This is a genomic window from Pseudomonas sp. NCIMB 10586 (assembly GCF_023127895.1).
GTDB classification, from domain to species: domain Bacteria; phylum Pseudomonadota; class Gammaproteobacteria; order Pseudomonadales; family Pseudomonadaceae; genus Aquipseudomonas; species Aquipseudomonas synxantha_A.
Genome location: NZ_SPKQ01000044.1, coordinates 71,465 through 95,506 on the forward strand (window position 1 = coordinate 71,465; position 24,042 = coordinate 95,506).

The following is a 24,042-nucleotide window of genomic DNA, read 5'->3' on the forward strand; positions in this document are numbered from 1 at the left end:
CACGGGTGCTTTTCGTCGTGGCGAAAAGCTTAGGGTCTTTACTGACTCAACGTCATTAACGCCGAGTCAGACCTCATTATTCACCGACGCTGATTTTCAGGCCGGCGGCTATAGCAAAGGGTGTCAGGGTTACCGCCAGGGCGGTCAGGCTACCAAGCCACAAGAGGTAACCGGTCGCCGGCATCCCCATGAGCGCGGCTTGCAAAGCGCCGCTGCCCAGGATCAACACCGGGATATACAAAGGCAGAATCAACAGGGCCAGCAGCAGGCCACCCCTTTTCAGGCCCACAGTCAAGGCGGAGCCCACCGCCCCCAACAGGCTGAGCACCGGCGTACCGAGCAACAAGGACACCAGCAACACGGGCAGGCATTCGACGGGCAAGCCCAGCATCATCGCCAGCAGCGGCGAGAGCAAGACTAGCGCCAGGCCGGAAAAAGCCCAGTGTGCCAGTACCTTGGCCAGTACCAGAAGTGGCAGGGGGTGCGACGAAAGGACCCACTGCTCCAGGGATCCGTCTTCGAAATCACTGCGAAACAGCCCGTCCAGCGAGAGCAGGACCGATAAAAGCGCCGCGACCCACACCAGTCCCGGGGACAAGGTTTGCAACAGTTTAGTCTCCGGGCCGACCGCCAACGGAAACAGCGCGATCACAATCGCAAAGAACACCAGCGGGTTGGCCAGTTCAGCCGGGCGACGGCATAACAGCCGCGCTTCACGGGCCACCAACAGGGCAAACACACTCATGCCGACCACCGTCCGAGATCCAGCTCCCGGTAACCACCCGGCTTGCGTGCCAGGGTATGGTGGGTGGTGAGCACCACCAGGCCGCCCTGCTTGCAGTGCCGGGCCAGGTGCTCTTCGAGTTGGGCCACGCCTTGCTTGTCGAGAGCGGTGAAGGGTTCGTCGAGAATCCACAGCGGCGGGCCGGGCAGGTACAAACGCGCCAGGGCCACGCGGCGCTGCTGGCCGGCTGACAGCGTGTGACAGGGCACATCTTCAAAGCCCTTGAGGCCAACGGCGGCCAGGGCCTGCCAGATGCCATCGCGGGTAGCAGGGTGATGCAGGGCGCTGAGCCAGCTGAGGTTTTCTTCGGCGCTGAGCACGTCCTTGATACCCGCGGCGTGGCCGATCCAGACCAGGTTGCGTGCCAGCTCGGTACGTTGTTCGTGCAGGGGCTTACCGTTGAGCCGAACAACACCCGCCGTGGGCTGCATCAAACCGGCCAGCAGACGCAGCAGACTGGTCTTGCCGCTGCCATTGGGGCCGCTGATTTGCACCATGTCGCCAGCCGCCAGACGCAGGTCGAGTTGCTCGAACAACAGGCGCAGGTCGCGTTCACAGGCAAGCGCTACGGCTTCAAGAAGAGGGCTGGTCAAGAGATCGCGGGCCTTTACGGTTCAAGTCGGCGGTGCAGCGGCCGTTATAGAGAGATGCACAATAACGACTTTGGCGACCGATTTTAGAGAGCTGGATCAAATAGTTGTGCGGTTTTTACCGCTCTCTTTGCAGACGGGCGGCATTATACATGCGATGCCCTACTCTAAAGAGGGCAATTTCCCCAGAGACGATGCGCACGATGACCGGTGAGATCAATCTTCCTCCACTGCCTCCAGCCTCAGCACCCAAGGCTGCCCCGCTGCCTGCGGCTGGCGAGTTGCTCAAGCTCCTGGAGCCACAGGCCGGGTTGATTGGCGCCGGAAAAACCGTAAACGCTGAAGTCATCGCGCTGAAACAAGGCAGTGAAGCCTTTCAGCTGTTGCTCAAGCTGACCCTTGAAGGTGGTCGCCAGACCCTGGTTCAAGCCAGCAGCGCCCAGCCCTTGCCTCTGGGCAGCAATGTGGCAGTGAGCCAAACGCCTGCGGGCAACCTGGCCATCAGCTTGCAGCAAGCCATGAGCGCCAACGTGGCCGCCCTCACCCGCCTCGACACCACACAAATGCCGGTGGGCACCCTGCTGCAAGCCAAGGTGCTGACCACCCAGATGCTGCCTCAAGGCTCAGCGCAAGCGGCGATCTATCGCTCGCTGGTGAGTGTGCTCAATAATGCCCTGGCCGGTACCACGCTGACGCTGGAAAGCCCTCAACCCTTGCGGGTCGGCAGCTTGCTCAGTGCCGTGGTGCAGAACGCGCAAACCCTGAATTTTGTGCCGCTGAGCGGGCTGAAAGACCAACTGGCCGTGACGCAACAACTGGCAACCCAGCAAAGTCGCCAAGGCTCGCTGGATGCGGTGTTCACTGCCCTGCAGAACCTGCCCCGTGGCGACAACACCTCGGCCGAGCTGCGGGCCGCTGCCGAGCGTTTACTGGCAGCCTTGCCCGATCTGGCGCAAGTCAGCAATCCCAAGGTACTGGCACAAGTGGTGCAAAACAGCGGCGCCTTCCTGGAAGCCAAATTGCTCGCTGGGCAGAACCCACAAATCCCACCGCTGGATATGAAAGGCGCGCTGTTGCGCCTGGTCGCGGACCTGCTGCCCGCCCTGCCCGCCAACACCAACCTGAATGCGATCCTCGCTGCCAATACCCTGGCCCAGGTGCTGCCGCACTTTGTGCGCAGCCCGTTGAACACTCTCGGCCAGGTCGGCGCTCGGCAGATACCTGCCGGTTTCCCGTTGCCGGAGCGGCTGATCGCGAAACTGGAAGGTGAAGGCGACCTGGAAAACCTGCTGCGCCTGGCCGCCGGGGCGATCTCGCGCTTGCAGAGCCACCAACTGTCGAGCCTGGAACAGACCGGCACCACCGCCGATGGCCGCCTGCAAACCACGTGGCAGTTGGAAATCCCCATGCGCACCCTGCAAGACATAGTGCCGTTGCAGGTCAAGTTTCAGCGCGAGGAGCCTGCGCCTGACAAGGATCAGCCCGAGCGCAAGGATAAAAAAGATCCGAAGCAGATGCTTTGGCGCGTCGAACTGGCCTTCGACATGGAGCCGCTGGGGCCGCTGCAAGTTCAGGCGCAGTTGTCCCAGGGCAAACTGTCCAGCCAGTTGTGGGCCAGTCGCCCTTTCACCGCCAGCCTGATCGAAAGTCACCTGGGCAGCCTGCGCGAGCGCCTGGTGTCATCCGGACTTAACGTCGGCGACCTGGATTGCCACCTGGGCACCCCGCCACGCGGTGCAAAAACCGGATTGGAACAACGCTGGGTGGATGAAACCGCATGAAGAACGCCGCCCCACCCCGCCAGGCCATCGCCCTCAAGTACGACGGCCAACAAGCCCCCACCCTGACCGCCAAGGGCGATGACGCCCTGGCCGAAGCGATTCTCAAGCTGGCACGGGAGAATGAAGTACCGATCTATGAAAATGCCGAGCTGGTGAAGCTGCTGGCGCGTATGGAACTGGGGGACAGTATTCCAGAAGAGCTCTATCGCACGATTGCCGAGATCATTGCGTTTGCATGGACGTTGAAGGGCAAGTTCCCGGTGGGCTACGACCCGGATGCGGGGCCGATGGAGCGGGATGTCACTGAGCGTGGCGACGATTACTGAGTAGCCACAGGCATACCAAGATCCACTGTGGGAGGGGGCTTGCTCCCGATAGCGTCATTACAGCCAACCTATCTGGGGCTGATACACCGCTATCGGGAGCAAGCCTCCTCCCACATTTTTTGATCTGTGTTCAGTTCAGGACTTCGCTCAGGGGGATGAAATTGACCCGGTCGCCAATGGCCAATGTGGTCCCCTCCATCACCTCCACAAACCCCTCCGCCCACGCCGCACTGCGCAGCACCCCGGAGCTCTGGTTGCGATAGATAATCGCCTTGCCCTGCTCGATACGCCCGCGCAGATATTCGCGGCGGTTGCCAGGCTTGGGCCAGTCGAATCCTGCCGGCACCTCGAAACGTAGCGGCTGCACCTGCGCCACGCCTTGGCGGCGCAGCAGGTACGGGCGCGCCAATAGCGCAAAGGTCACCAGGGTCGAGGCCGGGTTACCTGGCAGGCCGATCACCGGCACGCCACGAAAATGCCCGAAGGTCAGCGGTTTGCCTGGCTTGATCGCCAGCTTCCACAACGCCAACTCGCCCTCTTCACGCAAGGCAATGCCGAGGAAGTCCGCTTCGCCCACCGACACACCGCCGGTAGACAGAATCAGGTCGACACTGCCCAGGCCGGCCAGACACGTGCGGGTCTGTTCCAGATCATCCGGCAGAATCCCGGCATCGATCACTTCGCAGCCCATGCGCGCCAGCCAGCTGCACAGCACGCGACGGTTGCTGTTGTAGATCTGTCCCGGGCCCAACGGCAAGCCTGGCTCGATCAATTCATCGCCGGTCGACAGCACGGCCACGCGCGGGCGACGCACCACATCGAGCCGATCCCGCCCCAGAGACGCAGCCAGGCCCAACTCGATGGGCCCCAGGCGCGTTCCGGCGCTGAGTACGCACTCACCCACCGTAGTCTCCTGGCCCTGTGGTCGGATGTTGTCGCCCACCCGTAACGGCTCGGTGAAACTCACGCGCTGATCGGCATGAACCACCGCGTTTTCCTGCATTTGCACGCAGTCTGCGCCTTCAGGTACCGGCGCGCCGGTAAAGATCCGTGCGCAGGTGCCGGCCGCCAGCGGCTCGGGCGCAGTGCCAGCGAAAATCCGTTGGCTCACCACCAGCGGTTCCCCGGTCCAGTCCGCCAGGCGCACGGCGTAGCCGTCCATGGCACTGTTGGGCCACGGCGGCAGGTCGAGCGTCGAGATCAGGTCCTGAGCCAGTACGCGGCCATCGCACTGCGCCAGGGGCAGCACATGCTGGTCACGGATCGGCGCCGATTCCGCCATGGCGAGCAGCCGCTGCAAGGCAGCTTCCACCGGCATCAGTGCGCCGGTCTTGCCCGGCTTATCCACGGGATTCACAGGGTTGGGCCTGCTTCAGGTGCGGGACGAAATTGCATGGGCGGTGACGATTATCCAGTTGCTCGGCGAGGATGCCGTCCCAACCGGTGCGCACGGCATTGGTGGAGCCCGGCAGGCAGCACACCAGGGTGCCATTGGCCAGGCCGGCCAGGGCGCGTGATTGCACGGTGGAGGTGCCGATATCGGCCACGGAGATCTGGCGGAACAGTTCGCCGAAGCCATCGACCTGCTTGTCGAGCAGGCAGCTCACGGCTTCAGGGGTGCTGTCACGGCCGGTGAAGCCGGTGCCCCCGGTGATCAGCACCACTTGCACCACGTCTTCGGCGATCCAGTGGGCAACCTGGGCGCGAATCTTGTAGAGGTCGTCCTTGAGCAGCACGCGCTCGGCCAGATGGTGGCCGGCGGCGGTCAGGCGATCGACGAAGACCTGGCCGGAGGTGTCGGTGTCCAGGGTGCGGGTGTCGCTGACGGTCAATACAGCAATATTCAGGGGTACAAAGGGCGCATCGGCCTTGGCTTTCATGGCTCGGTCCAGTTGTCGAAAAAACAGCCCGATGTTATATCACAGGCCCCTCTTTACCTGCCGCAGTGGAACCGCCATGTCTCTTGAATCTTCACCCCTGCCTTGTTCGATTCTGTTGTTGGCCGGTGGTCGTGGCCAACGCATGGGCGGCCAGGACAAGGGGCTGCTTCAATGGCGGGGCGAGCCCTTGATTGCCCACCTGCAACGGCTGGCCAGGCCGCTCACGGATGACCTGATCATCTCGTGCAATCGCAACCTTGAACACTACGCGCCCTATGCCGACCAACTGGTCAGTGATGACAGCCCGGACTTTCCCGGCCCGTTGGCGGGTATCCGAGCAGGACTCTTCGCTGCACGCCATGAACATCTGCTGATCTTGCCGTGCGATGTGCCGCAGATTGATGAGCGACTGCTGGCCGACTTGCGTCAGATTGCCCAACGCAATCCGCAGGTTCCCGTCATGGTGCGTCATGGCGAGTTCTGGGAACCCTTGCTGTGCATTATCCCAACAGGCCTGAGAGATCAGGTGGAACGGGCCTGGCAAGCGGGTGAACGCAGCCCGCGCAAGGTCCTGCTGCAACTGGGTGGCGTCGGCCTGGAATGCCCGGCCGATGACCCGCGCCTGGCCAATCTTAATACGCCCGAGCTGTTGCACCCACGGGCTGGCGTGTCAGAATGAGCCTTTCACAAGGAACTTTGCCGACGTCCCATACGTCACAAGGTCAGCAATTTATAAGTATTTTCTCGGAGACAAACTCATGACTCAACGGACCATCGCCGCTCTCATGCTTGCACTGGGCCTCGCCACCCTCGCCGGTTGCGCCTCGCCAACAGTGATCACCCTGAATGACGGTCGCGAAATCCAGGCCGTCGACACCCCGAAATTTGACGAAGATTCGGGTTTCTACGAATTCCAACAGCTTGACGGCAAGCGCACCCGCATCAATAAAGACCAGGTTCGCACCGTTAAAGATCTGTAAGCCTTAACGCTTGCCAACAAGGCCCGCCTCGCGCGGGCCTTGTCGTTTGCGGCGTTTACCAGTCGAGGGTGATACGGCTGTGAAAACTGCGTTCTTCACCATTTAGAGGGTCGATGAAACGCACGCCCTGGGCCAGCAGCTTCAGGGGGTGGGCGTAGTCGTCCTCGGCGTCCTTGACCACCTCGGGATAGAACGGGTCATTGCAGATACTCGCCCCGAGGGCAGTCATGTGTACGCGCAGTTGGTGTTTCTTGCCGGTCACCGGGAACAGACCGTAACGCCATAAACCACCCTTTTTCTCGCGCACTTCAACGGCCGTCTCGGTGTTGCTGGCGCCCGGCCCTTCCTGCATCCGAAAGAAGGGTTCGCCATCCACCAGGCGGCTTTTATGCACCAGGGGAAAGCTCAGATTCGGCAGGGCCGGGGCGATGGCTTCGTAGAATTTGTCGATACGCCGCGTGGGAAACAGTTGCTGGTACGCCGAGCGGCTTTGCGGGTTGGCCGAGAACAGCACCAGCCCCGCCGTGTGCCGATCAATGCGGTGCAACGGCACCAGGGCGGGGTTGTCCAGGCGACGGATCAGGCGACGCAACAGGGTTTGCTCAACGTACTCGCCGGCGGGAGTCACCGGCAGGAAATGCGGCTTGTCCGCCACCACCAGATGTTCATCGGCGTACAGGATAGTTTCCTGTACCGGAATCACTTTTTCGTTGGGTACTTCGCGAAAGTAATAGATGCACAGGCCTTCCTTGTAGGCCAGGCCCAGGCTGATCGGGCTGCCATTGATATCCAGCACTCGTTCCCGGGCAATGCGGTCCAGCCACTGCTCACGGCCAATGGCCGGGAAGTGATCGCACAGGCAGTCGATCACCGTTGCCCAAGGCCCCGGTGGCAGATACAACGTGCTGGCTTGGTGCTGGGCAGCGGAAAAACCGGAAGTGGACATGCAAATGCTCGAACCTGGAAACAGGCGGGCATTATCCCGCATGGAGCGCGATTGCGCCTAGGGCCGTTCTCATGCCTTGGCCAGTTGGGCCCGCAGCACCGGCGAAGCGCTCGCCGCCTCGGTGAACTCCTTGAGCCAGCGCAGTACGTCCACTGCTTCCCAACGGCCCGGATCATAGAGCGCGTAGAGCAAGCCTTGATAACCCACCACATCCAACTGTTTGTGATAACCGGCACGCTGGAACAGCGCCTCGATTTCCGCAAAGCAGGTGTTGAAATGCACTTTGTTGAAGGGCGTCTTGCCTTCCGTGACCAGCCCATCGAGGCGCAGCTCGTTGACCGCGTCGCGCACCACATCGGCGGACATGCGATTGACGCTGCTTTTCAATTGTTCAACATTCACCACGGGCGTTCCCTCTATTCAATCGCTGTACGAATATACAGTAACGTAATATTCGCAAGCCCGCCATCGGATAAACGTCAGCGCAGAAAGGCAACGACCTGGCCGGTGTCGAACGGCCAGTCCAGTTCCGCCCCGGTGTCCATGCGGCGAAGCACCGGAATCCGCAGGCCGTAGTCTTCTGTCAGGTCATCTGGCTCAGTGATATCCACCAACTCCACCAGCAGCCCGTGTTCGACGAGCGGCATGATTTCGGCTTCGGCAATTTCACACAGATGGCAACCCAGGGTGCCGAACAGCTGGCATTCAGGAGGCATGACGAAAGAACCCGGTCAGAAAAACAAGTGACCATTCTAAACCCGCTCGCGCCGTGAAATCCCATTGCCGACAAAACACCTGACCCAGGTCACCATGGCCTATAACTGATTCAGCGATTCTCGCGGCTTTTTGCCCGTCCACCTGCAATGGAGATGCCTGTGTTTGCCAACCTGCTGATCATCCTGGCCTCATCCCTGGTGGTGATTGCGCTGTTTCGCCGGCTGCAACTGCCGCCCGTGCTGGGCTACCTGTGCGTGGGCCTGGCGGTGGGGCCGACTGCTTTGGACTGGGTGAACGACAACGAGGACCTGCCGGACTTGGCCGAGATGGGCGTGGTGTTTCTGCTGTTCTCCCTGGGCCTGGAGTTTTCCCTGTCGAAAATGTTCGCCCTGCGCCGCGTGGTGTTCGGCCTGGGCAGTTTGCAGGTGTTGGGATGCGGCGCCCTGCTCGGCGCTGCGCTGATGGGCTTGGGCCTGGCGCCGGGCATCGCGCTGTTACTGGGTGCAGGGTTGGCGTTGTCGTCCACGGCCATCGTCAGCAAGGAACTGACCAGTCTTGGGGAGATCTTCAGCAGCCACGGCCAGAATGCGATAGGCGTGCTGCTGTTCCAGGATGTGGTGGCGGTATTGCTGCTGACACTGGTGCCGGTGTTTGCCGGCAGCAGTGACCAAGCCTGGTACTGGGCATTGCCGCTGACCCTGGGCAAAACCGTGGTGTTGTTCGTCGGCCTGTTATTCGCCAGCCGCTGGTTGCTGCCGCGGTTGTTCCATGAGGTCGCCGCGTCCCATTCCGCAGAGTTGTTCGTGCTGCTGGCGCTGGTAATTGTCTTGCTCACCGCCTGGCTCACCCACCTGCTCGGCCTGTCCCCTGCCCTTGGTGCGTTTCTGGCCGGTATGTTGCTGGGCGAGAGTCATTATCGTCACCAGATAGAAGCGGATATCCGGCCGTTTCGCGACATTCTGCTGGGGCTGTTTTTCGTCAGCATCGGCATGTTGATCGACCTGCAGTTATTCGTCAGCCACAGCCTGTTGATCCTCGGCCTGACCCTTACGCTGATGTTGGTCAAAGGCTCTGTGGTGGCCGTACTGGTCAAGCTGCGTGGCAGCGACACTGAAACCGCCTGGCGCAGCGGCCTGGCCCTGGCCCAGGGTGGCGAGTTCTGTTTCGCGCTGATGGCGCAGATGCAGCAGAGCCGGTTGATTCCGGATGAGTTCAACGGCCTGCTACTGGCCGCCACGTTCTGCTCGATGCTGTTGACGCCGCTGCTGTTGCGCGCAGCGCCGGCCATTGCCCTGCGCCTGCATCGCAAGCCCAACCAGCAAGTGCAACTGGAGCACATCACCGCGCTCAACGCTCAGTTGCACGGGCACGCGGTGATTTGCGGTTATGGTCGGGTGGGACAATCGATCGGGCGGTTTTTGCGCCGCGAGCACCAGGCGTTTATCGCCCTGGATGACGACCCCGAACGGGTGCAGGAGGCCGCTACCGAGGAAAGCAGCGTGCATTATGGCGACTGCCGCCGGGGTGCCTTGCTCAGTGCCGTGGGCCTGGAGCGCGCGCGGTTGGTGGTGATCGCCGTCGACAACAGCGATGTCGCCCTGGTGGTGCTCAAGGAAGCGCGACGGATCAACCCACAGGTGCCGATCCTGGTGCGCACCCGTGATGACAGCCAGTTGGCTGAACTCAAGGCCGCGGGGGCCAGCGAAGTGGTGCCCGAGTTGCTTGAGTCAAGCCTGATGCTCGCGTCCCACGCCCTGATCCTGCTGGGCCTGCCGGACCAACAGGTACAGGCTCGGGTGGATGAAGTGCGGCAGAACCACTATCGCTTGCTGCACGGGTTTTATCCGCCGCCACACACTGATGAACAAGCGCCGATCAATCCTGACTGACCGCACCGATCTTGTGGATCGACAGGTCCGCGCCGTAATACTCCTCTTCCTGACTCAAGCGCAGCCCTTGCACGCGCTTGATCACGCCGTACACCAGCAAGCCGCCACCAAACGCCACCGACACGCCCAGGCCGGTGCCGATCAACTGGCTGATCAAGCTGACGCCGCCAAGCCCACCCAGGGTGGCCTGCCCGAAGATGCCGCAGGCGATGCCGCCCCACACGCCACACAAGCCGTGCAACGGCCATACGCCCAGCACATCGTCGATCTTCCAGCGTGCCTGGGCGGCGATAAAGCACCACACAAACAAGCCGCCTGCGACTACTCCGGTGACCAGCGCGCCCACCGGATGCATCAGGTCGGAACCTGCGCAGATCGCCACCAGCCCGGCCAAGGGGCCGTTGTGCAGGAATCCTGGGTCGTTACGGCCGATCACCAGCGCGGCCACGGTACCGCCAACCATGGCCATCAACGAATTGACGGCCACCAGGCCGCTGACCCCGTTGAGGGTCTGCGCACTCATCACGTTAAAGCCGAACCATCCCACGATCAGGATCCACGACCCCAGCGCCAGGAACGGGATGCTCGACGGTGCAAACGCCACCAGGCGCCCTTCGCGATAACGTCCATTGCGCGGCCCCAGCAGCAACACCGCCGCCAGCGCCAGCCAGCCTCCCATGGCGTGCACCACCACGGAACCGGCAAAATCGTGAAAACTGGCGCCAAAGCTTGCAAGCAGCCAGGCTTGCAGACCGAAATTGCCGTTCCACACCATGCCCTCGAAGAACGGGTAGATAAACGCCACGATCAGTGCAGTGGCGCACAACTGCGGCGCAAACTTCGCACGTTCGGCTATGCCACCGGAAATGATCGCAGGGATCGCCGCGGCGAAGGTCAGCAGGAAGAAAAACTTCACCAGGCCATAGCCATGATCGGCGCTGATGACGGCTGCCGGTTGCATGAAGCTCACACCGTATGAGATCCAATAGCCTATAAAGAAATAGGCCAGGGTGGAGATGGCGAAATCGCTGAGGATTTTCGACAGGGCGTTGACCTGATTCTTCTGGCGCACCGTGCCGACTTCAAGGAAGGCAAAACCGGCGTGCATGGCCAGGACCATGACCGCGCCAATCAGGATAAACAGGGTGTTGGAACTGTGGACGAGTGTATCCACCGCACTTTGCAGATTTTCCATGGAGGTTGGCAGGCCTGCATCAAGGCAAAAAGCACCAAATCGGTTCAAGCTGAGGGTTGGCGCACTAAATGGGTACCACCGGCTTCGTCCCTCTTGGGAGGGCACGAACCGCTTTAGCGCAGCGATCAACACAACTGACCGTTGCCGACAGGGTTTTTCCGCGGGTTTTAGTTATTTAGGGTAAGGTTTTTCAAGGCTTGCGCCCCGACCGCCCATATTCGGCGCGGGCCTCTGAGCCTGCGCACCAATGCAAAGCAAAAGCTGTACCACACAATTGCAGTGAACCTTCAGCGAACGCCGCGACTCGAAACCACACGTACAGATCAGCCACACACGGAGACAACCATGGCCGGTAAAACAGCAAAGACTGCTCAAGAGATACTGATGGCGGATTTTCAAACCCTGGTCAGTGATACCGAAAGGTTGCTGGACGACACCGCAGTGCTGGCCGGCGATCAGGCCGACGAACTGCGCACCAGGATCCACGAGAGCCTGCTCAAGGCCCGCGAGACCTTGCAACTGACCGAAGACTCCCTGCGCGAGCGCGGTCAGGCGGCCATCACCGCCACCGAAGACTACGTGCAAGCCAACCCATGGCAGTCAGTCGGCATCGCTGCCGGCGTGGGCTTTTTGATCGGTCTGCTGGCTACAAGGCGCTAATCATGTCTATCGGCGAATCCAGCTCATCAACGAGCGCACATTCTTCGGCAAGCGGTTCCACCTCCCGACGCCTGGGCGCCGCTGTGCTGGGCTTGCTGCACAGCCATGTCGAGTTGTTTGGCATCGAATTGCAGGAGCAAAAGGCCCGCACTGTCAGCCTGTTGTTGTTTGCCGGTCTGGCGTTGGTGTTCGCCCTGCTGTTGCTGGTAGGGTTGTCGACGCTGGTGATGATCCTGGTGTGGGATACCGGCTACCGCCTGACGGGGATCATCTGCCTTTGCGTGTTCTATAGCCTGGCCGCGGCCTTCTGCGGTGTGCGCCTGAAAGCCGCGGTGTTCGATGAATCCACGCCCTTCCACGCCACGCTCGAAGAGCTGGCCAACGACCGGGAGCGCCTGCTGCCATGAGCATGACCGAGATCCCGAAAAATACCTCCCGCCGGGAAATGCGCAAGACGCTGATCCGCCTGCGCATGGAAATGCACCGCCAGGAAATCCGTCATGAGTCCCAGCAACTGATGGCCCCTCTGCAGAAAATGCGCAACATGCGCCACAACTGGCAGGACAGCCTGGGCATCAAGCACGCGCCACTGTGGGGCGTGGCGGCGGTGACGCTGATGGGCTTTTTCACCGGCAAGGGCGCCAAGGGCGGCAGTATCAGCAGCGTGACACGTCTGGTGCGGCTGGGTGCAGGGTTGATCCCATTGATCAAATTGGCCATGCAAGGCTCGCGCAAAAGTTAAACCTTTGCCGGCGTTTAGCGTGCCGATACCAGTGGCCCGGCCCTCGTCAACGGGTGCCGGGCCTTTTTTCGCCCGCACCGCCGACCTGTAGATTTTTGCTTGCTCCGCCACGCCGGAAACGGGAAGCTGGCGGATGTCATTCACCGAACGGAGAGTAGTTGCCTTGGATTGGCCCACCCTGCTGAACCGCGAACGCCTGGGAAAACCTCTGCACAGCCCTGAAGAACTGGGCCGCAGCCCCTTTCACAAAGACCACGACCGCATTATTTTCTCCGGCGCGTTCCGGCGCCTGGGCCGCAAGACCCAGGTGCATCCGGTATCGAGCAACGACCATATCCACACGCGCCTGACCCATTCGCTGGAAGTCAGTTGCGTCGGCCGCTCCCTGGGTATGCGCGTGGGTGAAACGTTGCGCGGCGCCCTGCCCGACTGGTGCGACCCGAGCGACCTGGGCATGGTGGTGCAATCGGCTTGCCTTGCCCACGATATCGGTAACCCGCCGTTCGGACACTCCGGCGAGGATGCCATTCGCCACTGGTTCCAACAGGCCGCCGGGCGCGGCTGGTTGGACGACATGAGCAGCGCCGAACGCAATGACTTTCTCAACTTCGAAGGCAATGCCCAGGGCTTTCGGGTACTGACCCAACTTGAATACCATCAGTTCGACGGCGGCACGCGGCTGACCTACGCCACCTTGGGGACGTACCTCAAGTACCCCTGGACCGCCCGCCACGCCGACTCGCTGGGCTACAAGAAGCACAAGTTCGGCTGTTACCAGAGCGAGCTGCCGATTCTGGAGCAAATCGCCCATAAGCTCGGCCTGCCCCAGCTTGAAGAGCAACGCTGGGCCCGTCACCCGCTCGTATACCTGATGGAAGCGGCCGACGACATCTGCTATGCGCTGATCGACCTGGAAGACGGCCTGGAAATGGAGCTGCTGCAGTACGCCGAAGTCGAGTCGCTGTTGCTTGATCTGGTGGGCGATGACTTGCCGCAGACGTACCGCCAATTGGGCCCGCTTGACTCTCGGCGCCGCAAGCTGGCGATCTTGCGCGGCAAAGCGATTGAGCACCTGACCAATGCAGCGGCGCAGGCCTTTGTCGAACAGCAGGACGCCCTGCTCGCCGGCACGCTGCCGGGCGATCTGGTCGAGCATATGCACGGGCCGGCGAAGCGCTGTGTGCTGGATGCCAAGGACATGGCGCGCAAGAAGATCTTCCAGGACAAGCGCAAGACACTGCACGAAATCGGCGCCTACACCACCCTGGAAATCCTGCTGAACGCCTTCTGCGGCGCGGCCCTTGAACAACATGGCGGGCGCACGCCGTCATTCAAGAATCGGCGCATTCTGGACTTGCTCGGCAATAGCGCGCCGGATCCGGCCTGGCCGCTGCACGCCTCATTCCTGCGGATGATCGACTTCATCGCCGGTATGACCGACAGCTACGCCACTGAAATGGCACGGGAGATGACCGGGCGCTCCAGCCCTCAATAACGATCCGATCAAGCCGCCCGTTCCCTGAAACGAATCGCCCTACGATGGGAACAGAGCGGCCTGATCGAATTCGTACAGGCACCCGAAGAATAATCACGCACGCTCCTAACGGGCCAGCCGCGCAATTCCTACCGCCCCCATCGACGCTTGCATCACTGTGTGCACTTTTATGCCCAGACACTCTCTTCGTATTCTTTTGGTGGAGGATCACCCTTTTCAACTTCTGGCCACCCAGTGCCTGCTCAAAAGCTTCGGCTTCGAGCAACTGACACCTGTGGAAAATGCCGAGCAGGCCATACACACGATGAGTCGGTCCGAACACCCCTTCGACCTGATGCTGTGTGACCAATGCCTGCCTGACCTGCCGGGGCTTGAACTGATCGAAATCGCCAACCGCCAGCGCTTCATCACTGGCGCCATTCTGTTAAGCGGCTTACCCACACAGGAATTGATCAACCTGAGCAGGCAAGCCTTGCAACGACGTCTTCCACTGCTTGGCTATTTGTCCAAGCCCTTGAACAAAGATGAGCTGGAAAGGCTAATAGGTTAATTTTTAACTCTCTCATGTAGGAACTTAAACATCATTTTCAATGAAAAACACTATAAGGCCCGTCGTAAAATCCAAGGCCCCGTTTATTGGCGCAACCACCTTCAAATTGTTGATATACCCTGTAACGCCCCCCTAACAACTTGTAGGCTTTTGCCTTATTAAACGTAGGAACTTTCCTGTTTTGCATTTACTCCCTGTGAGCTTCATGCTGAGCCCTCATCTTCTGAGCTAATGTGCCCGCTTTATTTGCACCAGCATGGAATGTGATTATGAACTCAGTTTTTATTATCGATGACCACCCGGTAATCCGGCTTGCCATTCGAATGTTACTGGAGCATGAGGGTTACAAGGTCGTCGGCGAAACAGACAATGGGTGCGATGCGATACAGATGGTCCGCGAATGCCTTCCAGACCTGGTGATTCTCGACATCAGCATCCCGAAACTCGACGGCCTTGAGGTGCTCTGCCGATTCAACGCCATGAACACCTCGATGAAAACCCTCGTGCTCACGGCGCAATGCCCTACGCTGTTTGCAACGCGATGCATGCGCTCGGGTGCCGAGGGCTATGTGTGCAAGGAAGGGGACTTGAGCGAGTTGCTGAGCGCCATCCGTGCGGTCCTGTCCGGCTACAACTACTTCCCCAGCCAGGCGTTGAACGGCCCCGGAACGGAAGGCCTGGATGTACAAGAACTGGAACTGTTCAAGACAGTCAATGACCGGGAGCTGATGGTCTTGCAACTTTTTGCACAAGGCCGCACTAACAAGGAAATAGCCAAAGGCATGTTTTTGAGCAACAAGACTGTCAGTACTTATAAAAAGAGGTTAATGCAAAAACTCAAAGCCAAATCCTTGGTAGAACTCATCGAGATGGCAAAACGAAACGCGCTAGTGTGAGAAAGCGGATGCCCAGGCGTATAAAGGACTATCTGATTATATTGAGTGCCGGTCTGTACTTCAGCACTGCCGTGCTCGCAGAGCACCAAACAAACCCGGAACGCTTCACCTTATTGAGTCGTGCGGGAGCCGTTCAACTCGGCACTCATTTTGACAAGGCTCAGCACCAGTGGCTACAGAACAAACGCGAACTGGTGCTGGGCACCTCCGCGCCCGATTACCCGCCATTCGACCTGACGTCCAGCGGCTATGATTATGAAGGGCTGACCGCCGATTACGCGGGGTTGTTGGCCAAAGCACTCTCCTTGCCGGTCAATGTAATGCGCTACCCGTCCCGGGATGCTGCCATTCGAGCCTTGGAAACCGGGGAAATCGACTTGTTGGGCTCATCCAACGGTTTTGAGGCTGCGACACCGAACCTTATCCTCTCTGAACCCTACGCCGTGGACCAACCGGTACTGGTCACCCGCGAGGGAGAAACCCGTAGCCTCAACGAGGGCCTGGACGGGCTGCGCTTGAGCCTTGTCTACCATTACCTGCCGCTCAATGAGGTAGAAAAGCTGTACCCCAAGGCCATCATCCGCGCCTATCCGTCTTATCAGAACGCCTTGAATGCGGTGGCCTTCGACCAGGCGGATGTGTTTCTGGGTGACACCATTTCCACCCACTACATGATCAACAAGGGTTATCTCAAAAACATCCGCATGGCCAATTTCGGCAAGCATGAGGCTTATGGTTTCAGCTTCGCCATGCGTGAAGATAACCGCGTGCTGCTGAGCATTGTCGACGCGGTCCTGGCTGCGGTCCCCATCACCGAACGAGACAGCATCGCCAAACGCTGGAGCGCCGGCAGCGATATCCTGCTCACCGACAAGAAATTGCAACTGACCCAACGCGAAGAGCGCTGGCTTAAAGAGCATCCGGTGGTCAAGGTGATCGTCAATGAAACCTTCGCGCCTCTCACGTTCTTCGATGCGGACGGCAACTTTCGCGGCATTACCGCCGATCTCCTGGAGCTGATTCGCCTGCGCACCGGCCTACGCTTTTCGATTGTACGCGGGCGTGATGTCAACGCGATGATCGATCAGGTCACCAGCCAGAAGGTCGATATGATCGGGGCCATTGTGCCGAGCAACACAAGGGACTCGCAGCTCAATTTCAGCCGACCCTACCTGGAAAACTCCTACGTATTGTTGACACGCAAGGAGCCAGGGCCGCCCGCGAACATCGCACAAATGGCAGGAAAGCGCCTGGCGATAACCCAGGGCAACCCCTTGATCGAGACCTTGACCAACGATTTCCCCCAGGTTCACCTGGTCGAAACCAGTGATACTTTCAGGGCATCGGAGTTACTCGCACAGGGCCAAGTGGATGGCGCAGTGAGCACACTGGTGATCGCCAACTACCTGCTGTCTTCCAAGGCTTTTCAGGACAAGCTGCAGATCAGCGCCAGCATTGGCACTACGCCGGCAACTTATACCCTGGCGACATCGCGCCACGCCACGGAACTGAGCTCAATCCTCGACAAGGCGCTGCTCAGCATCGCCCCGGATGAAATGGGCGTGATCAACAGTCGTTGGCGGGGTTACACCGCCGCGTCCGACAGCTACTGGCGCAACTACCATCAATTGATATCTCGAATCATCATCGGTACCGGGCTGTTGCTACTGATTTCCCTGACCTGGAACGCCTACATGCGGCGCCAGATAAAACACCGCAAAATGGCCGAACGGGCCCTGAACGACCAATTCGAATTCATGCGTGCGCTGGTCAATGAAACCCCCCATCCGATCTACGTGCGTGACCGCAACGGCCTGCTGCAAACCTGCAACGACAGCTACCTGCAGGTATTCGACGTCAAACGCGAAGACGTGATCGGCAAAAGCGTCACCCAGATGAGCATGGCCCTGGAGTCGGAGGCGGCGCAATACCATGCCGACTATCTGCGCGTAGTGGCCGAGGGCATTCCGCTGATCCTGGATCGCACATTGCATATCCACGAGCGCAAACTGACGATCTATCACTGGATCCTGCCGTACCGCGACTCCACAGGCGAAGTCCAGGGCATCATCGGCGGCTGGATCGACATCAGCGACCGACGCGAGTTGTTTGATGAGCTACGCGCCGCCAAAGAGCGGGCCGATGAGGCCAATCGCGCCAAGAGCACGTTCCTTGCCACCATGAGCCACGAGATCCGTACGCCCATGAACGCCGTGATCGGAATGCTCGAACTGACGCTCAAGCGCGCCGATCAAGGGCATCTCGACCGCCCGGCCATCGAAGTGGCGTACAACTCGGCCAAGGATCTGCTGGAGTTGATCGGTGACATCCTGGACATCGCGCGTATCGAGTCCGGCCGTCTCAGCCTGGCGCCGGAGCGCGTCAACCTGCGCGAGGTGATTGAGTCGGTGGTGCGTGTCTTCGACGGTCTGGCACGCCAGAAAACCCTCAGCCTGCTGCTGGAATTCAAGCCCGACCTGAACGATATCGAAGTGCTGATAGACCCTCTGCGCTTCAAGCAAGTACTGTCGAACCTGGTGAGCAACGCGATCAAGTTCACCGAGCAAGGCCAGGTGAAGATCAAAGTGGAAGTACAGCCGACCCAGGCACCGGAGCAGATCGAGCTGAAGCTGGTGGTGGAAGACACCGGCATCGGCATCAGCAGGGAGGATCAACTGCGTCTGTTCGAACCCTTTGCCCAAGCGGACAATTCCGGTCAACTGGCCAGGAGCGGCGCGGGGCTGGGGCTGGTGATCTGCCGCAGCCTGTGCGCCATGATGGGCGGCCAGTTGAGCCTGAGCAGCGTGCCCATGGTAGGTACCCAGGTGCACGTCAACCTGAGCGTACCCCGCCTGCAAACGATCACGGTGGTGGGTGAGCAACAGCCTGAAGCACCGGCCGCCACTCGGGTGCTGAATGTACTGGTGGTAGACGACCACCCGGCGAACCGCCTGCTGATGTGCCAGCAACTGGGCTACCTGGGTCATCAATTCACTGCCGCCGAGCACGGTGCTGCAGGGTTCCAGGCCTGGCGCAAGGAGCATTTCGACCTGGTGATCGCCGATTGCAACATGCCCATCATGAATGGCTATGAGCTGAGCCGTTCAATCCGTGAATATGAGCAACGCGAGCAATTGGTACCTTGTGTGGTGCTGGGCTTTACTGCCAACGCCCAGCCAGAGGAAAGACAACGTTGCGTGCAGGCCGGCATGGATGACTGCCTGTTCAAGCCCATCAGCCTGACCGTACTGGAACGGCAACTGGCGCAAATCGCTCCCAAACCTGCGAACCAGCGCCTGAACCTCGAGTGCCTGCAAGCGTTGACCGGCGGCGACCCGCAATTGAGTCGACGCCTGCTGGAGGAGCTGCTGAGCAGCAGCCGTGACGACCGTCAGGCGCTTGTCACGCTGTTGAATCGGCAGGCCCACCCCCCCGAGATCATTGAACAAGCCCACAAAATCAAGGGCGCTGCCCGTATCGTTCAGGCCCATTCATTGGCTGGGCAATGCGAAGCGCTGGAGCAAACCTGCGCTCGCAATGAAGAGTGGGCAACCATTGAAACCGGCATCAAGGCGCTGGAGCATCTCATGCTGGAACTGGAGAGGATGCTGCAGATTCAACTGGCCGAGCTGCAAGGCCAATAAACGCCCGGGCCCGCAACGGCAGGAGCGAGTCACTCGCTCCTGCACTCCTCTGCCGTGGCTCCCAGGTTCAGCAGTCGGTCAGCCGCAGGAAAATCGCCGCCAGCCGTTCAATCCCTGCCTGGTCCTGAGGTGTAAAACGGGCCAGCGAGGGACTGTCGAGGTCAAGCACGCCAATCAGCTGACCGTCTTTGACCAATGGCACCACCAACTCACTGTTCGAGGCGCTGTCACAGGCGATATGGCCTGGGAACGCATGCACATCCTCTACTCGCTGGGTTTGTCGTGAAGCCGCAGCAGCGCCACATACGCCACGGCCGAACGGGATACGTACGCAGGCTATCTGACCCTGGAACGGCCCAAGCACCAGTTCTTCATTGCGATTAAGGTAAAAGCCTGCCCAGTTCAGGTCATCGAGCTGGTTGAACAGAAACGCAGAAAACTGTGCACTGTTGGCAATAAAGTCACGCTCATCCGCCAGCAATGACTCCAGTTGTGCACACAGCATGGCGTAGCCATCAAGACCGCTGCCGGCCTGTTGCAAATCGATCATGGTTGACGTTCCAGCAATTTAAGACCTACCCAGTAACGGGCAAACTGATAGGCACAACGGCCATTGCGGTTACCGCGCCCTGTGGCCCAGCGCACCGCGAGTACATCAAGCTGCTCATCGCGCTGCCACTGCAAGCCGGCCTTGCCGGCCAACTCGCCGATCCAGTGTTCCACCACATCCAGGAAATGCTCCTGGGAAAACGGATAGAACGACAGCCACAAGCCAAAACGGTCCGACAAGGCAATCTTGTCCTCTACCGCCTCGCTCGGGTGCAACTCGCCATCCACACGTTTCCAGTTGTCGTTGTCGCTCTGGTTCTCCGGCACCAGATGACGGCGGTTGGACGTGGCATACAGCAGCACGTTTTCCGGCGCCTGCTCCAGGGAGCCGTCCAGCACGCTTTTGAGCACGCGATAATCGCCTTCGCCGGCTTCGAACGAGAGGTCATCGCAAAACAAAATGAAGCGCTGCGGCAGTTTTATCAACTGTTCGACCACGCGCGGCAGGTCGGCCAGGTGGTCGCGTTCGATTTCGATCAAGCGCAGACCCGCCGTGGCGTGCTGAGCCAGCAAGGCGCGCACCATGGAAGACTTGCCGGTGCCGCGAGAACCCCACAGCAGCGCATGGTTGGCGGGCAGGCCATCGAGGAACTGCTGGGTATTACGCGCCAGTTGTTCACGTTGCTTGTCGACGCCAATCAGGTCCGACAAGCGCATATCCAGGCTCACTTCCAGCGGCAACAGGAAGCCACTGCGACCTTCACGCTGCCAACGAGCGGCCAGGCATTGGCGCCAGTCGATGGCTTGGCGCGGGGCCGGCAATAAGGGTTCCAGGCGAGCAAGTACGGCGTCGGCCCGCTCAAGGAAGGCATTCAATCGAGAATCCATGATTATTCCTCTGGCAAGTTCTTGTAAAAGATGGCGTATTGGCAACCCTGCGGCAGACCGCATGAGGCTGCGTCAAAAAACGATTCGTGCCCGGCAAGCAGAAGCTTGGGGATGTTCAGCTATGCTTGCCGGGCGAAAGGAAACGTGAAGTGGTTCAACACTCGATGGATATCAAGTTCGCCCACCGCTTGTCTTATAAACAAGCCAGATTGACTGTGCTGGTCGGTTTCGTGTTGGGAACCTTGCTCAGTCTGATCCAAATCGGCATTGATTATGCCAGTGAAGACGCATCCATCAACCGTGAAATACGCTCACTGATTGAAATCAGCCATAACCCCGCGTCGCGTATCGCCTACAACATCGATGCCGAACTCGCCCAGGAGCTGACCCTGGGCCTGCTGCACTCCCCTGCCATCACCCGTGCGCAGCTGATCGACAACAATGGCGCGGTGCTGGCCGACGTCAACCGCCCGCGCAAAGAAAGCAACTATCGTCCGGTCAGCGATTTTCTGTTTGGCGCCAATCGTCAGTTCGAGGACCGACTGTTTCTCAACCATATGCCCAACGAATCCCTCGGCGTATTGCGCCTCGACGTTGATACCTATGCCTTTGGCAGCCGTTTCCTGCATCGCGCCGAGATCACCCTGCTCAACGGATTTACCCGCAGCCTGCTGCTGACCGGGATCTTGCTGGGCTTATTCTACGTAATGCTCACGCAACCGCTGGTACGTATTATCCGAGAGTTGAGTACCCGCAAACAGGCACGCCTGGATTGCCCGCCGGGGCATGAGCACGACGAAATCGGCGTATTGGTCGACGTCGCCAACCAGCAATTTGAAAACATGGAAACCGAGATCCATCAGCGGCGTCACGCCGAGGACCGCCTCACCGAATACCTGGGCCAATTGGAAAATATCGTTTCGGCGCGCACCCTTGAACTCAAGGCCAGCAACCAACGCTTAAGCCAATCCAATGATGAACTGGAAGCAGCCAGGATGACCGCGCTGGGGATGGCACAGGCACGGGCCGCGTTCCTGGCCAATATGAGCCATGAAATCCGTACGCCGCTCAATGGCCTGCTGGGGATGATTGCACTGTCGCTCGACAGCCCACTGAATGCCGAGCAGCGCCAGCAACTGTCGATCGCCCATGACTCGGGCAAAGTGCTGGTCGAATTGCTCAACGATATTCTCGATCTGTCCAAGTTCGATGCCGGCCAACTGGAACTGGAACATATCCCCTTCGACCTGGGCTCACTGGTGGAAGACACTGCCAACCTGCTGTCGCAGAATGCAGCGCCGAGTGTCGAGCTGACGTGCCTGATTGATCCACAGTTTCCCGCCCAGGTCATCGGCGACCCGACCAGGGTGCGGCAAATCGTCAGTAATCTGCTTTCCAATGCCTTGAAGTTCACGCGCTTCGGCCGGGTCGATGTGCGCCTGCGTGCCCTGGAAGGCAGGGTCAATATTGAAGTCTGTGATACCGGCATCGGTATCGCCCAGGAAGCCCAGGTGAAAATCTTCCAACCCTTCACCCAGGCCGGTGCGGGCATCACCCGTCAATTTGGCGGTACGGGTTTGGGACTGGCCTTGACGCACAATCTGTGTGAAGCCATGCAAGGCCGCTTGAGTATCAGCTCGGAGGTGGGCTTTGGCAGCCAGTTCTGCGCCGACCTCCCGCTACCCACCCATTTACCTGCCACGCGCTATACACCGCTCACAGGTGATGTAATCGCCATCACCCATGCCGGTGGCGGGTTGACAGAGCTGCTCACCACCCTGCTGCCCTCTTGGGGGCTGACACCAAGGTGCTATTCCCAAGACGATGATTTGAGCGCACTGGCCCCTGACCTGTTGATTACCGACTGCCCTGAATGCTTGTTCCGCTTGCGCCCGGCAATCAGCGCGCCGATTCTGCTGGTCACCGCCTATGGCAACTTCATGCCCAGTGAAGAAGTCGCGGCGCTGGCACCGCTGCAGCAACAAGCACGCCCATTGAGCCGTAACGCGCTGTACCAGATCCTGCAACGCAACCTGCGCAGCAGCACGCAACCGATCCTCGACCCGATCCAGATGGAAGCCGCGCCGCTGGCTCACCGCGCGCGCATCTTGTTGGTGGAGGACAACGCGGTCAATCAACTGGTGGCCAAGGGGATGCTCAGCAAGCTGGGGTGTGAGGTGATTATGGCTGCCCATGGTGGGGAAGCGCTCAAGCTGCTTGAGGACCAGCGCTTCGATATGGTGCTGATGGACTGCAACATGCCGGTGATGGATGGCTACGAGGCCAGCCGGCAAATTCGCCGTAGCGGGCGCTGGCCAGACCTGCCCATTGTCGCCTTGACCGCCAATGCCCTGTCCGAAGAGCGCGAGCGTTGCCGGGCGGCGGGCATGAACGATTACCTGGCCAAGCCGTTTCGCCGCGAAGAGCTCCATGCGCTGCTGGAGTTGTGGGTACCGACGACGACAAGCCTCTGAGGCTGCGCCCGCACTATCGTGGTCATTTGAGCAAGGCTTCGATCTCCTGGCTCAGGTCCTGTGGCTTGGTCGTTGGCGCAAATCGCTTGACCTGCTTGCCGTCGGGGCCGATGAGGAACTTGGTGAAGTTCCACTTGATATTCTTGGAGCCCAGCAGCCCCGGGGCCTGCTTTTTCAACTGTACGAACAATGGGTGGGCATCGCTGCCATTGACGTCGACCTTCTTGAACAGCGGAAAACTGACACCGAAGTTCAGCTCGCAGAACTCGGCTATCGCGCCTTCGTTACCCGGTTCCTGCTTGCCGAACTGGTTGCAGGGAAACCCCAGCACCACCAGCCCCTGGTCCTTGTAGCGCTGCCAAAGTTGCTCCAGGCCCTTGTACTGGGGGGTGAAGCCACATTTGCTGGCGGTGTTGACCACCAAAATGGCCTTGCCGGCGAAATCGGCCAGGGTCTTTTGCTCACCCTTGATGGTGGTGCAAGGGATGCTCAGCAGGGAGTTGCTCATGGCAATGCCTCAATTCAGGGGAAGAAGTGATACGCGTACGCTTGACCGACTGGCATTCGGGCCTGTTTATCGCTTCAAGCCGAGCGCGGCACCAGGTCCAGGCACACCGAGTTGATGCAGTAGCGCAGGCCCGTCGGCGGCGGCCCGTCCGGGAACACATGCCCCAGGTGTGCGTCGCACTTGGCGCAGGTGACTTCGGTACGAATCATGCCGTGGCTGACGTCACGAATTTCGATCATCGCGCTGTCGGCAATCGGCGCGTAGAAGCTCGGCCAGCCGCAGCCGGAATCAAACTTGGTGGTCGAATCGAACAGCGGCTCATTACAGCAGATGCAGTGATACACGCCGTCGGTCCTGGTGCCGTTGTACTTGCCGCTGAAAGGCCGCTCGGTGCCCTTGAGGCGGCACACGTTGTACTGCTCAGGGTCGAGCATGGCCTTCCACTCATCAACGGTTTTCTGCAACTTTTCCATCGGTACACCTCGGCAACTGAAAAACCCTGATCTGTGTCTTTTCCATGGATCAGGCGGCACGTATGATTGCGCCTC

Annotated in this window: 25 protein-coding genes; 13 read left to right on the forward strand and 12 right to left on the reverse strand. The window is 59.9% G+C overall.

All coding sequences use genetic code 11. The features are described from left to right. Window positions 1-76 precede the first annotated feature (76 nt). Window positions 77-745 (reverse strand): heme exporter protein CcmB, encoded by a 669-nt coding sequence (gene ccmB, locus E4P01_RS19685; RefSeq protein ID WP_005786500.1) that lies wholly within the window; start codon window positions 743-745, stop codon window positions 77-79. Then, a complete protein-coding gene (gene ccmA, locus E4P01_RS19690) occupies window positions 742-1,377 on the reverse strand; it encodes a cytochrome c biogenesis heme-transporting ATPase CcmA (RefSeq protein ID WP_216090955.1) in 636 nt (211 codons plus the stop codon). The genes ccmB and ccmA overlap by 4 nt, the downstream gene beginning before the upstream one ends. 200 nt (window positions 1,378-1,577) lie before the next feature. Between ccmA and E4P01_RS19695 the strand changes: the two genes are divergently transcribed. Then, a complete protein-coding gene (locus E4P01_RS19695; RefSeq protein ID WP_216090954.1) occupies window positions 1,578-3,155 on the forward strand; it encodes a flagellar hook-length control protein FliK in 1,578 nt (525 codons plus the stop codon). Then, entirely contained in the window at window positions 3,152-3,481 is a 330-nt protein-coding gene (locus E4P01_RS19700) for an EscU/YscU/HrcU family type III secretion system export apparatus switch protein (RefSeq protein WP_032877115.1), read from the forward strand. Before E4P01_RS19695 ends, E4P01_RS19700 begins: the two co-directional genes overlap by 4 nt. A gap of 130 nt (window positions 3,482-3,611) precedes the next feature. Here E4P01_RS19700 and glp read toward each other — a convergent pair whose 3' ends face one another. Further along, a complete protein-coding gene (gene glp / locus E4P01_RS19705) occupies window positions 3,612-4,838 on the reverse strand; it encodes a gephyrin-like molybdotransferase Glp (protein WP_148852292.1) in 1,227 nt (408 codons plus the stop codon). After that, entirely contained in the window at window positions 4,822-5,361 is a 540-nt protein-coding gene (gene moaB / locus E4P01_RS19710) for a molybdenum cofactor biosynthesis protein B (protein ID WP_032877117.1), read from the reverse strand. Before moaB ends, glp begins: the two co-directional genes overlap by 17 nt. Before the next feature lie 76 nt (window positions 5,362-5,437). On the opposite strand from moaB, the gene mobA reads away from it, so the two are divergent. Together mobA and E4P01_RS19720 are read left to right on the forward strand one after the other, a co-directional pair. After that, window positions 5,438-6,040: a molybdenum cofactor guanylyltransferase MobA gene (gene mobA / locus E4P01_RS19715; RefSeq protein ID WP_216090953.1), complete on the forward strand. Its 603-nt coding sequence runs from the start codon at window positions 5,438-5,440 to the stop codon at window positions 6,038-6,040. Window positions 6,041-6,119: 79 nt separating this feature from the next. Next, window positions 6,120-6,341, forward strand: a complete 222-nt coding sequence (locus E4P01_RS19720) for a YgdI/YgdR family lipoprotein (protein WP_005786486.1) — start codon at window positions 6,120-6,122, stop codon at window positions 6,339-6,341. 55 nt (window positions 6,342-6,396) lie between these two features. On the opposite strand, the gene E4P01_RS19725 is transcribed toward E4P01_RS19720, so the two are convergent. The 3 genes from E4P01_RS19725 to E4P01_RS19735 form a co-directional block, all read right to left on the reverse strand. After that, a complete protein-coding gene (locus tag E4P01_RS19725; RefSeq protein ID WP_078820732.1) occupies window positions 6,397-7,287 on the reverse strand; it encodes a pseudouridine synthase in 891 nt (296 codons plus the stop codon). Window positions 7,288-7,356: 69 nt separating this feature from the next. After that, on the reverse strand, window positions 7,357-7,692 hold the full coding sequence (locus E4P01_RS19730; protein WP_003189932.1) for a hypothetical protein: 336 nt from the start codon (window positions 7,690-7,692) through the stop codon (window positions 7,357-7,359). Window positions 7,693-7,766: 74 nt separating this feature from the next. Next, window positions 7,767-8,003, reverse strand: coding sequence for a glutaredoxin family protein (locus tag E4P01_RS19735; RefSeq protein ID WP_216090952.1), 237 nt, complete (start codon window positions 8,001-8,003; stop codon window positions 7,767-7,769). 153 nt (window positions 8,004-8,156) lie between these two features. On the opposite strand from E4P01_RS19735, the gene E4P01_RS19740 reads away from it, so the two are divergent. Further along, complete coding sequence (locus E4P01_RS19740; RefSeq protein ID WP_143508419.1) at window positions 8,157-9,893, forward strand: monovalent cation:proton antiporter-2 (CPA2) family protein; 1,737 nt, start codon at window positions 8,157-8,159, stop codon at window positions 9,891-9,893. On the opposite strand, the gene E4P01_RS19745 is transcribed toward E4P01_RS19740, so the two are convergent. After that, window positions 9,880-11,088: an ammonium transporter gene (locus E4P01_RS19745; RefSeq protein ID WP_032877119.1), complete on the reverse strand. Its 1,209-nt coding sequence runs from the start codon at window positions 11,086-11,088 to the stop codon at window positions 9,880-9,882. The two genes, E4P01_RS19740 and E4P01_RS19745, sit on opposite strands and share 14 nt — an antisense overlap. A gap of 345 nt (window positions 11,089-11,433) precedes the next feature. Here E4P01_RS19745 and E4P01_RS19750 point away from each other — a divergent pair, with 345 nt between their 5' ends. From E4P01_RS19750 to E4P01_RS19780, 7 genes are all read left to right on the forward strand, one after another. Then, window positions 11,434-11,748, forward strand: coding sequence for a YqjD family protein (locus E4P01_RS19750; RefSeq protein ID WP_216090951.1), 315 nt, complete (start codon window positions 11,434-11,436; stop codon window positions 11,746-11,748). Window positions 11,749-11,750: 2 nt separating this feature from the next. Then, window positions 11,751-12,155, forward strand: a complete 405-nt coding sequence (locus tag E4P01_RS19755; RefSeq protein ID WP_005786473.1) for a phage holin family protein — start codon at window positions 11,751-11,753, stop codon at window positions 12,153-12,155. Beyond that, window positions 12,152-12,490, forward strand: a complete 339-nt coding sequence (locus E4P01_RS19760; RefSeq protein WP_032877120.1) for a hypothetical protein — start codon at window positions 12,152-12,154, stop codon at window positions 12,488-12,490. Before E4P01_RS19755 ends, E4P01_RS19760 begins: the two co-directional genes overlap by 4 nt. A gap of 163 nt (window positions 12,491-12,653) precedes the next feature. Then, entirely contained in the window at window positions 12,654-13,985 is a 1,332-nt protein-coding gene (locus E4P01_RS19765; RefSeq protein ID WP_005786469.1) for a deoxyguanosinetriphosphate triphosphohydrolase, read from the forward strand. 169 nt (window positions 13,986-14,154) lie between these two features. After that, window positions 14,155-14,535 (forward strand): response regulator, encoded by a 381-nt coding sequence (locus tag E4P01_RS19770; protein ID WP_032877121.1) that lies wholly within the window; start codon window positions 14,155-14,157, stop codon window positions 14,533-14,535. Between the two features lie 269 nt (window positions 14,536-14,804). Beyond that, a complete protein-coding gene (locus E4P01_RS19775; RefSeq protein ID WP_005786466.1) occupies window positions 14,805-15,431 on the forward strand; it encodes a response regulator transcription factor in 627 nt (208 codons plus the stop codon). An 8-nt stretch (window positions 15,432-15,439) separates the two neighbouring features. Beyond that, window positions 15,440-19,075, forward strand: coding sequence for a transporter substrate-binding domain-containing protein (locus E4P01_RS19780; RefSeq protein WP_078820706.1), 3,636 nt, complete (start codon window positions 15,440-15,442; stop codon window positions 19,073-19,075). Between the two features lie 67 nt (window positions 19,076-19,142). Here E4P01_RS19780 and E4P01_RS19785 read toward each other — a convergent pair whose 3' ends face one another. Beyond that, the gene (locus E4P01_RS19785) at window positions 19,143-19,625 is read right to left on the reverse strand and encodes a GAF domain-containing protein (RefSeq protein ID WP_032877122.1); all 483 of its coding nucleotides are present in this window, start codon (window positions 19,623-19,625) and stop codon (window positions 19,143-19,145) included. Next, window positions 19,622-20,512: an ATP-binding protein gene (locus E4P01_RS19790; protein ID WP_032877123.1), complete on the reverse strand. Its 891-nt coding sequence runs from the start codon at window positions 20,510-20,512 to the stop codon at window positions 19,622-19,624. Before E4P01_RS19790 ends, E4P01_RS19785 begins: the two co-directional genes overlap by 4 nt. Before the next feature lie 164 nt (window positions 20,513-20,676). Here E4P01_RS19790 and E4P01_RS19795 point away from each other — a divergent pair, with 164 nt between their 5' ends. Further along, window positions 20,677-22,986: a response regulator gene (locus tag E4P01_RS19795; protein WP_216092231.1), complete on the forward strand. Its 2,310-nt coding sequence runs from the start codon at window positions 20,677-20,679 to the stop codon at window positions 22,984-22,986. 22 nt (window positions 22,987-23,008) lie between these two features. Here the strand turns inward: E4P01_RS19795 and E4P01_RS19800 are convergent, their stop codons facing one another. Continuing rightward, window positions 23,009-23,494, reverse strand: coding sequence for a glutathione peroxidase (locus tag E4P01_RS19800; protein ID WP_216090950.1), 486 nt, complete (start codon window positions 23,492-23,494; stop codon window positions 23,009-23,011). A gap of 74 nt (window positions 23,495-23,568) precedes the next feature. After that, window positions 23,569-23,967: a peptide-methionine (R)-S-oxide reductase MsrB gene (gene msrB / locus E4P01_RS19805; protein ID WP_005786454.1), complete on the reverse strand. Its 399-nt coding sequence runs from the start codon at window positions 23,965-23,967 to the stop codon at window positions 23,569-23,571. Window positions 23,968-24,042: the final 75 nt, after the last annotated feature.

Coding starts and splice junctions, on each gene's coding strand:
- E4P01_RS19760 (WP_032877120.1), top strand. CDS start 12,152: ATGAGCATGACCGAGATCCCGAAAAATACCTCCCGCCGGGAAATGCGC.
- E4P01_RS19800 (WP_216090950.1), bottom strand. CDS start 23,494: ATGAGCAACTCCCTGCTGAGCATCCCTTGCACCACCATCAAGGGTGAG.
- ccmB (WP_005786500.1), bottom strand. CDS start 745: ATGAGTGTGTTTGCCCTGTTGGTGGCCCGTGAAGCGCGGCTGTTATGC.
- E4P01_RS19725 (WP_078820732.1), bottom strand. CDS start 7,287: ATGTCCACTTCCGGTTTTTCCGCTGCCCAGCACCAAGCCAGCACGTTG.
- E4P01_RS19695 (WP_216090954.1), top strand. CDS start 1,578: ATGACCGGTGAGATCAATCTTCCTCCACTGCCTCCAGCCTCAGCACCC.
- E4P01_RS19720 (WP_005786486.1), top strand. CDS start 6,120: ATGACTCAACGGACCATCGCCGCTCTCATGCTTGCACTGGGCCTCGCC.
- mobA (WP_216090953.1), top strand. CDS start 5,438: ATGTCTCTTGAATCTTCACCCCTGCCTTGTTCGATTCTGTTGTTGGCC.
- E4P01_RS19775 (WP_005786466.1), top strand. CDS start 14,805: ATGAACTCAGTTTTTATTATCGATGACCACCCGGTAATCCGGCTTGCC.
- E4P01_RS19785 (WP_032877122.1), bottom strand. CDS start 19,625: ATGATCGATTTGCAACAGGCCGGCAGCGGTCTTGATGGCTACGCCATG.
- msrB (WP_005786454.1), bottom strand. CDS start 23,967: ATGGAAAAGTTGCAGAAAACCGTTGATGAGTGGAAGGCCATGCTCGAC.
- E4P01_RS19750 (WP_216090951.1), top strand. CDS start 11,434: ATGGCCGGTAAAACAGCAAAGACTGCTCAAGAGATACTGATGGCGGAT.
- E4P01_RS19770 (WP_032877121.1), top strand. CDS start 14,155: ATGCCCAGACACTCTCTTCGTATTCTTTTGGTGGAGGATCACCCTTTT.
- E4P01_RS19735 (WP_216090952.1), bottom strand. CDS start 8,003: ATGCCTCCTGAATGCCAGCTGTTCGGCACCCTGGGTTGCCATCTGTGT.
- moaB (WP_032877117.1), bottom strand. CDS start 5,361: ATGAAAGCCAAGGCCGATGCGCCCTTTGTACCCCTGAATATTGCTGTA.
- E4P01_RS19700 (WP_032877115.1), top strand. CDS start 3,152: ATGAAGAACGCCGCCCCACCCCGCCAGGCCATCGCCCTCAAGTACGAC.
- E4P01_RS19780 (WP_078820706.1), top strand. CDS start 15,440: ATGCCCAGGCGTATAAAGGACTATCTGATTATATTGAGTGCCGGTCTG.
- E4P01_RS19745 (WP_032877119.1), bottom strand. CDS start 11,088: ATGGAAAATCTGCAAAGTGCGGTGGATACACTCGTCCACAGTTCCAAC.
- E4P01_RS19755 (WP_005786473.1), top strand. CDS start 11,751: ATGTCTATCGGCGAATCCAGCTCATCAACGAGCGCACATTCTTCGGCA.
- E4P01_RS19740 (WP_143508419.1), top strand. CDS start 8,157: ATGCCTGTGTTTGCCAACCTGCTGATCATCCTGGCCTCATCCCTGGTG.
- E4P01_RS19790 (WP_032877123.1), bottom strand. CDS start 20,512: ATGGATTCTCGATTGAATGCCTTCCTTGAGCGGGCCGACGCCGTACTT.
- E4P01_RS19795 (WP_216092231.1), top strand. CDS start 20,677: ATGGATATCAAGTTCGCCCACCGCTTGTCTTATAAACAAGCCAGATTG.